Source organism: Candidatus Cloacimonadota bacterium (assembly GCA_020532355.1).
Classification (GTDB): domain Bacteria; phylum Cloacimonadota; class Cloacimonadia; order Cloacimonadales; family Cloacimonadaceae; genus UBA5456.
Genome location: JAJBBD010000008.1, coordinates 1 through 11,419, shown reverse-complemented (window position 1 = coordinate 11,419; position 11,419 = coordinate 1). Strand labels below are relative to the sequence as shown.

Annotated in this window: 25 protein-coding genes; all 25 read right to left on the bottom strand. The window is 45.4% G+C overall.

The genetic code is table 11. The annotated features are described in order from the left end of the window. The coding region (gene rpmJ / locus LHW48_00285) for a 50S ribosomal protein L36 (protein ID MCB5258899.1) at window positions 1–109 on the bottom strand (109 nt) is incomplete at its 3' end. 42 nt (window positions 110–151) lie between these two features. Continuing rightward, window positions 152–370: a translation initiation factor IF-1 gene (infA, locus tag LHW48_00280; GenBank protein ID MCB5258898.1), complete on the bottom strand. Its 219-nt coding sequence runs from the start codon at window positions 368–370 to the stop codon at window positions 152–154. 15 nt (window positions 371–385) lie between these two features. Further along, window positions 386–1,144: a type I methionyl aminopeptidase gene (gene map, locus LHW48_00275; GenBank protein MCB5258897.1), complete on the bottom strand. Its 759-nt coding sequence runs from the start codon at window positions 1,142–1,144 to the stop codon at window positions 386–388. 2 nt (window positions 1,145–1,146) lie between these two features. Continuing rightward, a complete protein-coding gene (gene secY / locus LHW48_00270) occupies window positions 1,147–2,439 on the bottom strand; it encodes a preprotein translocase subunit SecY (GenBank protein MCB5258896.1) in 1,293 nt (430 codons plus the stop codon). 22 nt (window positions 2,440–2,461) lie between these two features. Then, window positions 2,462–2,917, bottom strand: coding sequence for a 50S ribosomal protein L15 (gene rplO / locus LHW48_00265; GenBank protein ID MCB5258895.1), 456 nt, complete (start codon window positions 2,915–2,917; stop codon window positions 2,462–2,464). Between the two features lie 2 nt (window positions 2,918–2,919). Beyond that, window positions 2,920–3,108 (bottom strand): 50S ribosomal protein L30, encoded by a 189-nt coding sequence (rpmD, locus tag LHW48_00260; protein ID MCB5258894.1) that lies wholly within the window; start codon window positions 3,106–3,108, stop codon window positions 2,920–2,922. After that, entirely contained in the window at window positions 3,105–3,626 is a 522-nt protein-coding gene (gene rpsE, locus LHW48_00255; protein ID MCB5258893.1) for a 30S ribosomal protein S5, read from the bottom strand. Before rpsE ends, rpmD begins: the two co-directional genes overlap by 4 nt. Before the next feature lie 13 nt (window positions 3,627–3,639). Continuing rightward, window positions 3,640–4,011 carry a 50S ribosomal protein L18 gene (rplR, locus tag LHW48_00250; GenBank protein MCB5258892.1) on the bottom strand — a complete coding sequence of 124 codons (372 nt, stop codon included), beginning with the start codon at window positions 4,009–4,011 and terminating at the stop codon, window positions 3,640–3,642. Window positions 4,012–4,024: 13 nt separating this feature from the next. Then, entirely contained in the window at window positions 4,025–4,597 is a 573-nt protein-coding gene (rplF, locus tag LHW48_00245; protein ID MCB5258891.1) for a 50S ribosomal protein L6, read from the bottom strand. Window positions 4,598–4,606: 9 nt separating this feature from the next. Continuing rightward, on the bottom strand, window positions 4,607–5,020 hold the full coding sequence (gene rpsH / locus LHW48_00240; GenBank protein MCB5258890.1) for a 30S ribosomal protein S8: 414 nt from the start codon (window positions 5,018–5,020) through the stop codon (window positions 4,607–4,609). An 18-nt stretch (window positions 5,021–5,038) separates the two neighbouring features. After that, on the bottom strand, window positions 5,039–5,224 hold the full coding sequence (locus LHW48_00235) for a type Z 30S ribosomal protein S14 (GenBank protein MCB5258889.1): 186 nt from the start codon (window positions 5,222–5,224) through the stop codon (window positions 5,039–5,041). Between the two features lie 9 nt (window positions 5,225–5,233). Then, a complete protein-coding gene (rplE, locus tag LHW48_00230) occupies window positions 5,234–5,779 on the bottom strand; it encodes a 50S ribosomal protein L5 (GenBank protein ID MCB5258888.1) in 546 nt (181 codons plus the stop codon). A gap of 17 nt (window positions 5,780–5,796) precedes the next feature. Beyond that, a complete protein-coding gene (gene rplX, locus LHW48_00225; protein MCB5258887.1) occupies window positions 5,797–6,114 on the bottom strand; it encodes a 50S ribosomal protein L24 in 318 nt (105 codons plus the stop codon). An 8-nt stretch (window positions 6,115–6,122) separates the two neighbouring features. Further along, complete coding sequence (rplN, locus tag LHW48_00220) at window positions 6,123–6,491, bottom strand: 50S ribosomal protein L14 (GenBank protein ID MCB5258886.1); 369 nt, start codon at window positions 6,489–6,491, stop codon at window positions 6,123–6,125. Window positions 6,492–6,502: 11 nt separating this feature from the next. Beyond that, a complete protein-coding gene (gene rpsQ / locus LHW48_00215) occupies window positions 6,503–6,739 on the bottom strand; it encodes a 30S ribosomal protein S17 (GenBank protein ID MCB5258885.1) in 237 nt (78 codons plus the stop codon). A gap of 25 nt (window positions 6,740–6,764) precedes the next feature. Then, on the bottom strand, window positions 6,765–6,959 hold the full coding sequence (gene rpmC, locus LHW48_00210; GenBank protein ID MCB5258884.1) for a 50S ribosomal protein L29: 195 nt from the start codon (window positions 6,957–6,959) through the stop codon (window positions 6,765–6,767). After that, a complete protein-coding gene (gene rplP, locus LHW48_00205; protein ID MCB5258883.1) occupies window positions 6,956–7,375 on the bottom strand; it encodes a 50S ribosomal protein L16 in 420 nt (139 codons plus the stop codon). The genes rpmC and rplP overlap by 4 nt, the downstream gene beginning before the upstream one ends. A gap of 10 nt (window positions 7,376–7,385) precedes the next feature. Continuing rightward, window positions 7,386–8,033, bottom strand: coding sequence for a 30S ribosomal protein S3 (rpsC, locus tag LHW48_00200; protein ID MCB5258882.1), 648 nt, complete (start codon window positions 8,031–8,033; stop codon window positions 7,386–7,388). A 10-nt stretch (window positions 8,034–8,043) separates the two neighbouring features. Continuing rightward, window positions 8,044–8,382: a 50S ribosomal protein L22 gene (rplV, locus tag LHW48_00195; protein ID MCB5258881.1), complete on the bottom strand. Its 339-nt coding sequence runs from the start codon at window positions 8,380–8,382 to the stop codon at window positions 8,044–8,046. A 10-nt stretch (window positions 8,383–8,392) separates the two neighbouring features. Further along, window positions 8,393–8,668, bottom strand: coding sequence for a 30S ribosomal protein S19 (gene rpsS, locus LHW48_00190; GenBank protein MCB5258880.1), 276 nt, complete (start codon window positions 8,666–8,668; stop codon window positions 8,393–8,395). Between the two features lie 16 nt (window positions 8,669–8,684). After that, the gene (gene rplB / locus LHW48_00185; GenBank protein MCB5258879.1) at window positions 8,685–9,515 is read right to left on the bottom strand and encodes a 50S ribosomal protein L2; all 831 of its coding nucleotides are present in this window, start codon (window positions 9,513–9,515) and stop codon (window positions 8,685–8,687) included. Between the two features lie 2 nt (window positions 9,516–9,517). Then, window positions 9,518–9,805, bottom strand: a complete 288-nt coding sequence (gene rplW, locus LHW48_00180; protein ID MCB5258878.1) for a 50S ribosomal protein L23 — start codon at window positions 9,803–9,805, stop codon at window positions 9,518–9,520. Further along, window positions 9,802–10,437 (bottom strand): 50S ribosomal protein L4, encoded by a 636-nt coding sequence (rplD, locus tag LHW48_00175; GenBank protein MCB5258877.1) that lies wholly within the window; start codon window positions 10,435–10,437, stop codon window positions 9,802–9,804. Before rplD ends, rplW begins: the two co-directional genes overlap by 4 nt. 10 nt (window positions 10,438–10,447) lie before the next feature. After that, window positions 10,448–11,080 carry a 50S ribosomal protein L3 gene (rplC, locus tag LHW48_00170; protein ID MCB5258876.1) on the bottom strand — a complete coding sequence of 211 codons (633 nt, stop codon included), beginning with the start codon at window positions 11,078–11,080 and terminating at the stop codon, window positions 10,448–10,450. A 2-nt stretch (window positions 11,081–11,082) separates the two neighbouring features. Further along, complete coding sequence (rpsJ, locus tag LHW48_00165) at window positions 11,083–11,409, bottom strand: 30S ribosomal protein S10 (protein ID MCB5258875.1); 327 nt, start codon at window positions 11,407–11,409, stop codon at window positions 11,083–11,085. Window positions 11,410–11,419: the final 10 nt, after the last annotated feature.

Here is an 11,419-nt window from a genome sequence, read left to right as displayed (position 1 = left end):
GTCTTTGTTTGTGTTTAGGGTTAGAGCTGCAGATAACTCGAATAACGCCATGGCGTTTGATTATTCTACAATCTTTGCAGATTATCTTAACTGATGCTTTGACTTTCATTGTTATCTCCTTGCTACTCCTCGCGAGGAATTAGCAATTCTCTTATTTATAGCGGTATGTAATTCTACCCCGGGTAAGATCATAAGGAGAAAGCTCAACTTTTACCTTATCCCCGGGTAAGATTCTTATATAGTTCATTCGCATTTTCCCGGAAGAATGAGCCAAAATCTCGTGCCCATTTTCCAGTTCAACCCGAAAAGTAGTATTGGGAAGCGCTTCGGTAACCACGCCTTCCACTTCGATAACACCGGATTTACTCATAAATCTTCCTTCCCCTTAAGCTTTTGTAAGTATTTCGGCTTCGGCTTTGGTTATCAGGATGCTGTGTTCAAAGTGTGCAGAAAGACTTCCGTCTGCCACAAAAAACTCCCAACCTTTTTCGATAACTCTGTTGGTGCCTATATTTACCATGGGCTCAATCGCAAACGTCATTCCAGCTTTTATGCGAGGACCGTATCCTGCTCTGCCGGTATTGGGTATCTGCGGGTCTTCGTGCAACTCACGTCCCACGCCATGTCCGGTAAGATCATCTGCTGCAAAGTATCCTTTACTGTTGATATAGGTGCCTATGGCATTGGAGATATCTCCAACTCTGGCTCCTTCTACTGCAGCACGAATGCCCATTGCTAATGCAACTTGCGTAACATCCATGAGATCTTGTGCCTCTTTACTAATGGCTCCAACCGGATAGGTGCGGGCTGCATCACCATAATATCCGTCTTTGATGACACCAACATCGATGCCGATGATATCACCCTCTGCTAAAACTGCTTTCTTGGAAGGAATGCCATGCACAATTCCACTATTGAGCGATGTGCATAAAGTGCCGGGAAAAGGTTTTAACCCCGGAACCTGATATCCCTTAAAAGCTGGCTTACCGCCACGCTCGCGTATGAAACTTTCTGCATAAGCATCCAGCTCCCACGTGGAAACACCCGGTTTCATCATGCCTTCAAGAGCATTCAGTAACTCGCCTATTATCTTGCTGGCGGCTTTAATCTTTCCAATTTCAGCTGGTGACTTAATATAAATCATACTTAACTGCTGCGTCCGCGAAGCTTACCCTTTTTCATAAATCCGTCGTAGTGACGCATTACCAGGTGTGATTCTATTTGTTGCAATGTATCCAAGGCTACTCCAACCACGATGATGAGACCAGTTCCACCAAAATAGAAAGGCAGATCAAAGCGGTGACTCATAATTTCCGGTAATAGCGCTACAAAAGCGAAGAATACCGCTCCAGGGAGGGTGATTCTGGTTAACACGCTGTTAATGTACTCGGCAGTCTTTTTGCCCGGTTTTTTACCAGGAATATGACCGCCATATTTGACCATGTTTTCAGCCATTTCAGTAGGATTTAATACTATTGCAGTGTAGAAATATGCAAAGAAGATGATAAGCGATACATACAGAATTGTATATAATGCCGCTCCAGGAGATAACCATCTTTGCAGTGTCACCCAAAAACCTCCACCGGAGCCAAAAAAGGCTGCGATAGTGGCTGGGAACATCAATACGCTTTGGGCAAAGATGATAGGAATCACACCGGCAGTATTCACGCGCAATGGAATATATGTACTTTGTCCGCCATAAACTCTGCGTCCCACTATGCGCTTGGCATATTGAACGGGAATCTTGCGGGTAGCTTCAGTTACAAATATTACCGCGGTTGTAACTGCTACCATGAGAAGCACGGCAAATACTGCTTTCCAGGCATAAGTAGGTTCTGCTCCAATCTTTTGGAACATTCTGATGAAACCTTCGGGATAGCGAGCAATAATACCAGCAAATATAATCAACGAAATTCCGTTGCCAATACCGTGTTCGGTGATCTGCTCACCAATCCACATTACAATCATAGTACCGGTCACCAAAGTGATTATTCCGGTGAAATGGAACAAGATTCCTGAAACAGGCACCACTCCACCACTGAGGTTGCTAAGCCATAAAGTAATGGTAACAGCATTGAAGGCCCCCAAGCCAACCGTGCCATAACGGGTTATCTGATTCAGTTTCTTCTGTCCTTCCGCTCCTTCTTTGCGAAGCTTTTCGAAATAGGGAATTATACTGCCTAACAGCTGAATCACGATGGATGCTGTGATATAGGGCATAATTCCCAAAGCAAAAACCGATGCACGTTCAAAGTTTCCACCTACAAAAAGATCAAGCAAACCAAATAGAGTATTACCACCCTCTCTGGCGCCTTCAAAAAAAGCTTGCAACGCTGTGGCATCTACACCAGGGATGGGCACAAAACTACCCATGCGGTAAAGCACCAAAAACAACGCCGTAAACAGTATCTTCTTTTTTAGGTCCGGAATCCGGAACATGTTTGTGATAGTCTTAAGCAAATTAAACTACCTCCGCCTTGCCGCCGTTCTTTTCGATGAGCGCTTTAGCGTTTTTGGAAAAAGCGTTCGCTTTGATATGAACAGCTTTGGTGAATTCTTCAGTAGTTCCGGCAAGTACTTTAACCGGAGCTTTAGCTTTTTGACCTTTAGACGGGATCAAGCCCATTGTTTCGAGCTTGGCGATGTCAAATTCTGTATCTTCCAATCCTTGTAAACGGCTAAGGTTGAGGCTGCGATAGCCTACCCTGAAGATGTTTTTAAATCCTCGCTTGGGCAAGCGGCGGTTGATTGGCATCTGACCACCTTCAAAGGATGCAGGAATGTTGCCGCCGGCACGGGCTTTCTTACCCTTGTGCCCACGACCTGCCTGATGGCCATGTCCCGAACCTTGTCCCTTACCAAGACGTTTCTTATTTTTTCTACCGGCTGGTCTGCCGAGGTTGTTGAGTGTTAACATTCTTATTCTCCCTGCACTTCTTCTACTTTAAGCATGTACGACACTTTGTTGATCATACCGCGGATCACGGGGTTATCATCATGAATCCGGCTGCTGTTTAGTTTGTTCAAACCAAGGGATTTTACAACCCTTTTATGGCTTTCAATACGATTTATGGTGCTGCGGATAAGGGTTACTTTAATCTTCTTCATTTCTCCTCCTGACCGGTAAGCTGAGCAATAGTCTTATTGCGCAGACGAGCGATGTCGGAGATAGTACGCATAGATTTTAGTCCGTTGATGGTGGCCTTCACCACGTTAGTAGGGGTGTTGCTACCCAAGGATTTGCACAGAATGTTTTCTATTCCGGCTGCTTCAAAGATTGCGCGAGTAGTGTTCCCGGCAATAACTCCGGTACCTGGTGAAGCCGGCTTTATCATAACGCGACTGGCTCCAAAACGGGCAACGATTTCATGAGGAACAGTGCCTTTAACGATAGGAACGCGGAACATATTCTTTACCGCTTTTTCCTTGGCTTTGCGAATGGCATCTACAATCTCATTTGCTTTGCCATTTCCCACGCCGACGTTTCCGGCTTTATCTCCTACCACTACAATAGCGGAAAAGGAGAAATTACGTCCACCTTTTACTACCTTTGCCACGCGCTTGGTATCGATAATCTTCTCTACCAGTTTTTCTTCTTCGGGATTCTGATTGTGTTGGTAATTCAAGCTTTCCTCCTGTTTAGAACTCAAGCCCGGCTTTGCGGGCACCATCGGCTAGAGCTTTTACTCTGCCATGATACTTGTATCCGGCACGATCGAAGGCGATGGTTTTGATTCCAACTGCTAAGGCTTTTTCTCCAAGTTTGGTGCCAACTATGTGGCTGACATCGGTTTTGGTTTTTGCTTCTCCTAAAGAGAAATCCTTGGCTTTGGAAGACATCGAGCATAGGGTTATCCCCTTGCTATCGTCGATTATCTGCGCGTAGATATGCTTGTTTGAACGAAATACTACGAGGCGTGGTCGCTCACTGCTGCCAGACAAACGTTTACGAATGGCGGCACGACGACGGGCACGTAATGTACTCTTTATCTTAGTTATAGATTTTATCATTTTACATTACCTCTTATTTGCTTCCGGCTTTTCCGGCTTTGATGGTAACGCGTTCGTCGTAATAGCGAACTCCCTTACCCTTATAGTTTTCCGGAGGACGACAGCCACGCACTTCAGCGGCAAATTGGCCAACTAATTGTTTACTGATTCCTTCAATTGTGATGATGGCGGTAAAATCGCTACGCCCACCTTTTGAGCGGGGAACAGCATTGGCTTCTATTTTTAGTTCTTGAGGGATACGCAATAAGATGTCGTGAGAATATCCCAAACTAAGTTTTAGCCAAGGTCCGATAACTTCGGCGCTATAGCCGGTACCGATTACATGAAGGGTCTTTTTGTAACCTTCGCTCACGCCGATTACCATGTTCTGAATAAGAGCGCGGCTTAGACCATGTACTGCCCGTTGATTTTTGCTATCATCGGAACGAATTACAGATAGTGCGTTTTCGTTTAATTCGAGGCTGATTCCAGGCATCAGAGGATAGCTGAGCTCGCCCAGCTTGCCTTTTATGGTGACGATATTGTTTTCTATCTTCACATTAACGTCGGAGCTGATTTTAATAGGGGCTTTTCCTATGCGGGACATTAATACCTCCTACCAAACTCTGCAGACATATTCGCCGCCTACGTGCTGAATTCTGGCATCGCGATCCACCATTACTCCTGAAGAAGTGGAAATAATCGCACAACCAGTGTTATTATACACGCTGGGCATTTTGTCTGCTTTGACGTAAACACGTCTTCCGGGTTTAGAAACTCTAACCAATCCTTGCATTACAGGTCGTCCATCATTGGTGTAACGTAGGATTACTAATATACGTTTGTAGTTGTATTTGTGCTCCGGATCTTTGTCTAATACCTGAAAGCTATTTACAAAGTTTTCCTCAGCAAGGATCTTAACCAGCGCTTCAATAACTTTGCTATGGTTTACGATCACTTGTGAGTGTCCGGCACGATATGCATTGCGGATCTTGGTCAATGCATCAGCTATCGGATCAGATACGCTCATTTATATCTCCTTAATTTTTTACCAGCTGCTTCTGGTTATTCCGGGGATCTGTCCCTCGGAGGCATATTTGCGGAAGCAAAGGCGGCACATGCCAAAGTGGCGCATATAAGCGCGAGGACGTCCGCAAATCTTGCAACGGTTGTACTTTCTTACTTTGAACTTAGGTGTTCTTTGTTGCTTGATGATCAATGAAGTCTTTGCCACATTATCTCCTTATTCGGCTCTTTGGAAAGGCATGCCAAGTTCTTTTAAGAGCTGGTGGCATTCCTCGTCGTTGTGAGCACTTGTTACGATAGTGACGTTCATTCCACGAACGGCATCTACTTTGTCAAATTCGATTTCGGGAAAAATAGTTTGTTCTTTGATGCCAAAAGAGTAGTTTCCTCTGCCGTCAAAAGAATTAGTCTTGATCCCGCGAAAATCACGAATTCTCGGAATGGCAATAGAGATCAGCCGATCGAAGAATTCATACATTACTTCGTTGCGCAAGGTAACTTTGCAACCGATGGGCATGCCCTGACGCAGCTTGAAGTTCGATATAGATTTACTGGCCTTGGTTACCATTACTTTCCTGCCGGCAATCTGTTCCATATCTTTTACTGCGTTATCCAAAATCGCTTTATTCTGGGTGGCACTTCCCACACCCATGCTAAGCACGATCTTCACCAATCTTGGCACCTGATGAGGGTTTTTATACCCAAAATGCTTGGTAAGGGCAGGAATTACCTGGCTCTTATATTTTTCTTTGATTCGGTTCATTGTTATTCGCTCCTTGTTTACAGCTCATCGCCAGATTTCTTACATACTCGAATCCGACGGCTATCACGAATCTGGATCACTGGCTTGGATACCGTATCCAATTTTTCGTTGAAAAGCATCACATTAGAAGCATTAATCGGCGCTTCTTTAGTAATGATTCCACCTTGGGGGTTGCGTTGGCTGGGCTTGGCGTGCTTTTTGATCAGGTTAACTTTTTCCACAATCACGCGTCCGGTTTTGGGGTAAGCTCTAAGGATGTGTCCCTTTTTGCCTTTGTCCTCACCAGATATTACCACTACCAAATCACCTTTTTTTAAGTTTAGTTTCTTTTCCACGCTTCCTCCTACAGTACTTCCGGAGCAAGGGATACTATCTTCATATATCCTGCTTCGCGCAATTCGCGTGCAACCGGACCAAAGATGCGGGTTCCCTTTGGCTCATGTTTCTCATCAATAACTACTGCCGCATTATCCGAAAAACGGATGTAGGATCCGTCTGGACGACGTACTTCTTTGGCAGTTCGCACGATCACGGCTTTTTCAACGGCGCTCTTCTTAACCTTTCCACCTGGAGTGGCAGACTTGATGGCAACCACAATAACATCTCCCACGGAGGCATACTTACGTTTGGAGCCTCCCAATACTTTGATGCACATGGCTTTCTTGGCGCCAGAGTTATCGGCGATATTCAATATAGTTTGTACTTGAATCATTCCAAACCCCTTTACTTACTTCTCTCTACAATCTTATGCAGAGTCCAGCGTTTGCGGGCACTAAGCGGACGCGATTCGCAAATCTGAACGATATCGCCTTCGCGGGCTTCATTATTTTCGTCGTGAGCCATAAACTTTTTATGGCGGCGAACGGTCTTTTTGTATAGCGGATGGATGTACTGGCGTTGAACGCGTACGACAATGCTCTTATCGTTTTTGTCCGAAACCACCACACCTTGTTTTATCATTTTACGTGTATTTTCCACTTTTACCTCAAGCCTTTAGCTCTTTTTCTTTGATGATGGTGTTTATCCGGGCAATTTCGCGTTTAGCGATCCGGATTCGATCGGTGCGATCAAGCAAATTCTTTGCTTTTTGAAAACGCAAATTGAACAGCTCAATACGCAGTTCTTCGATTCTGGCCTGCAGCTCGTGGGTGCTGAGGTCACGGATTTCATCAATCTTCATAATTCCACTCCTTCACGTGCTACCAATCTGGTTTTGATGGGCAGCTTGTGTGAGGCTAGGCGCATTGCTTCTTTTGCCGTGGTAACGTCTACGCCTTCGATCTCGAATAACACGCGACCGGGGCGAACTACGGCTACCCAGTATTCTGGAGCGCCTTTTCCTTTTCCCATACGAGTTTCTGCTGGTTTGCTGGTAATGGGTTTATCCGGAAAAATGCGGATCCATACTTTTCCAACACGCTTCATATGGCGGGTTATTGCAATACGAGCAGCTTCAATCTGACGACTGGAGATAAAAGCATCTTCCAATGCTATTAAACCGTAATCGCCAAAATCAACATTGCATCCAGTCCAGGAAAGACCGTTGCGTCTGCCCTTCATCATCTTACGATGTCTTACTTTTTTTGGTGCTAACACGGCTCTCTCCTTATGACAAAATGTCGCCTTTGTATATCCATACCTTAATGCCGATTACGCCATAGGTAGTCAGTGCTTCCACATGCGCATAATCGATATCGGCACGAATAGTATGAAGCGGGGTACGTCCTTGTTTATAACGCTCTGTGCGAGCTATCTCAGCACCGCCAAGACGGCCGGACACCTGTACTTTAACTCCAAGAGCGTTATCTCTCATTACATTGCGCATTGCCATTTTCATGGCACGCCGGAAGGAAACGCGTTCTTCAAGCTGGCGGGCAATCTCTTTGCCCACAAGACGGGCATCAAGCCACATCTTATCGATCTGTTCCACATTGATGGCTACAGTGATCGGATTGGGGCGGTTTTTGTTGATCAGGATGTTCAGCTCGCCGCGCAACTTCTCGATATCCTCTCCCTTTTTCCCAATTACCAAACCAGGACGGGCAGTTGCGATATCTATCTGGATCGAGCTGGTTTTACGATATATCTTTATCTTAGAAACCATCTTGTCTGCCAGACGTTTGCGAATGTAGTTGCGTATCTTTATGTCTTCCTGGAGAGAATCCACATAAGACGAGCCTTGAGCAAACCAGATTGAATCGGTATCTTTATTTACACCGATACGATACAGAATGGGGTGTATTTTTTGTCCCAAGGTATTCCTCCTATTCTAAAGTCTGGATTTCCAGGGAGATATGACAGGTCTGTTTCCTTATCATAAATGCTCTTCCCTGAGCTCTGGGCATAAAACGTTTCATCTGAGGACCCTCATCTGCCATCGCCTGGCTTACAAATACCTGGTTGAGGTCAATCTTGGGATCCTTCACCTGAGCGTTGGCAATCGCAGATTCCAACACTTTATAAATTATACCAGCCGCTCTGCGACGTGAGAAACGCAGAATGTTTTGGGCTTCGGTTACACGCTTGTAGCGAATAGTATCCAGTACAAGACGGGCTTTACGGGCAGAACCACGGGCGAAACGCAATTTTGCTGTTGCTTCCATTTGCTATCTCCTATCTGCCTTTTTTCTTCTTCTCTTTATGACCACGGTAGGTTCTGGTGGGAGAAAACTCCCCAAGCTTATGACCAACCATGTTCTCGGTTACATATACAGGCACAAATTTATGCCCATTATGCACCGAAAAAGTATGACCGATAAAATCTGGAGTTATCACCGAACGGCGGCTCCAGGTTTTGATCACGCTTTTCTTGTTTTCGTCATTGAGGACTACTACTTTATTCATCAGGTGATCGTCAACGAATGGGCCTTTTTTGATTGAACGTGACATTATCTATATCCTCACACTATCTCTTTTTGACCGCTTTCACGATATATTTATCGGAATATTTGCGGGTTTTGCGGGTTTTACCGCCCTTAGCCGGTTTACCCCAGGGGGATACCGGATGGCCTCCACCTGAAGATTTTCCTTCTCCACCACCCATCGGATGATCCACCGGGTTCATTGCTACGCCGCGAACCGTAGGGCGTATTCCCAACCAACGTTTGCGTCCGGCTTTACCAATCTTAATCAGTGAATGATCCGGATTGCTTACCTGACCTATGGTGGCAAGACATTCTTTGCGAATGAGGTGCACATCATTTGAAGGCATTTTTACGTGTACATAATCACCATCTTTGGCAACAACCTGAGCAAAAGCACCGGCACTGCGGGCTATTTGACCGCCGCGACCTTTCTTCAATTCGATATTGTGAACCACACTACCTAAAGGAATGCGTTCTAATGGCAATGCATTTCCTACTGCTACTTCAGCTTCGGGTCCACTCATTACTTTGCTACCTACTTCCAAGCCGTCGGGTGCTATGATGTAACGTTTTTCTCCATCCACATAGTGCAAAAGTGCAATGCGGGCAGTACGATTAGGATCGTATTCTATAGTGGCAACTTTCGCCGGAATCCCAATCTTATCACGCTTAAAATCTATAATGCGATAATGTTTACGGTGCCCACCGCCACGATGACGGCAAGTAATGCGACCGCGATTGTTGCGTCCACCACTTTTCGGTTTGGGTTTAAGTAGAGATTTTTCCGGAGAGGAAGTAGTAATCTCTTCAAATTTATAACCCGTGCGATAGCGGAGGGAGGGGGTTGTTGGTTTGTAATGTTTTATTCCCATTTCTATACCTCAAAATCGGCGATTTTATCGCCTTCGCGCAGGGTTACGATCGCCTTTTTCCAATCCGGGCGTTTACCGTTGTATCTGCCTAAACGTTTCGGTTTGCCCATCATTCGGATGGTATTCACAGCCAGAACCTTCACGGCAAATATATGCTCTATGGCTTTGGCGATCTCTATCTTATTGGCATTTATCGATACCTTAAATGTATAGGTATTCTGGGCGGCCATTTGATTGCTGCTCTTCTCGGTAATGATAGGAGCAATTACGATATTACGCGGATGTATCATTTGCTGAATACCTCCTCTACTTTTTTAAGCGCTTCATCGCTGAGGATGATATAGCTGCTCTTTAATACTTCGTAAGCATGCAATTGCTCAGCACGATCCGTCATTACGTCTGGAATATTGCTGAAGCTCTTAACCGTAGGAGCATGATTCCCCGCCGTTATCACAAGCTTGCGTCCCTTATCAGGGCTAACCTTGCTAATAATCTCAAGCGCTTGCTTAGTACTGGCTTTTTCAAAGTTCAAACCTTCTATTACGCAGATGCGTCCACCTCGGGCACGATCTGTAAGAGCAACCTTTAGCGCCATGCGCTTTTTGGTGCGTGGAATTGGGCGATACCAATCTTTAGGATATATTGCAAAAGCCCTGCCTCCATGAACACGAATGGGGGAACGGCGAGTTCCCACGCGAGCATTACCGGTGCCCTTCTGTTTGAAAAGCTTACGTGTACTGCCCTGAGTCATAGAGCGATTCTTTTTCTGAACCGTGCCCTGGCGTTGATTGCCAAGATACATGGTTATCACTTCGTGCAAAAGCACTTTGGGAGAGTTTACATCCACGTCGAATACGGCAAGTGGAAGCTCCACTTCCCCAATCATTTCGCCTTGGATATTGAATTTTTTTGCTTTAACCATTACTTTCCCCCTATTGTTCCTTAAGAATAATTACTAAGGAATTGCGATGGCCAGGCACTGCGCCCTTTACCATTAAAAGATTCCGCTCGGTGTCCACTTTTACCACGTCTAAATGACGAGTAGTAATCTTGGCGTTTCCATGATGCCCCGCCATCTTCACGCCCTTAAAAACACGGGAAGGTTGGGCACATTGTCCAATGGAACCGGGTCCTCGAAATGATTCGTGAGATCCATGCGTTGCAATAAACCCACCAAATCCATGACGCTTCATCACGCCAGTGAAACCACGACCTTTCGATTTTGCGGATACACTCACGGTTTCGCCTTCTTCAAACAAACTTGCATCCAGAGCATCCCCTGACTTATAATCATCAAGTTGTTGCCCAAAGGCAGGACGAAATTCCCTCACATAACGGAAATAGGGGCTACCGTTTTTCTTAAAATGTCCTAACATGGGTTTTGAGACCTTCCGCTCGGGAATCTCAACATAACCCACTTGGATTGCTTCATAACCATTTTCTGAGATTGTACGCTTACAAATAATCTTGCACGGACCGGCCTGAATCACTGTAACTGGAATCACTTTGCCGCTCTCGTCAAATATCTGTGTCATACCTATTTTCTTTCCAATAAGTCCGATCATGCTTAGCTCCTGGTATTTGCCTTGATCTCCACATGAACTCCCGCCGGCAAACTAAGCTTCTTTAATGCATTCGTTGTCTGCTGGGTCGGATTCATGATGTCGACCAAACGTTTGTGAACCAACATCTGGAATTGGTCTTGAGATTTTTTGTCGGTATGAGGCGAACGTAAAATCGTATATACTGTCCGATCTGTAGGAAGCGGGATAGGCCCAACTACTTTGGCTCCGGTGTTACGTGTGCTCTTCACGATCTCCGCGACAGATTGATCCAATAAACGATGGTCATAAGCTTTCAACTTAATCCGAATACGATTTTCCTGTTTACTCACTGGAACCTCC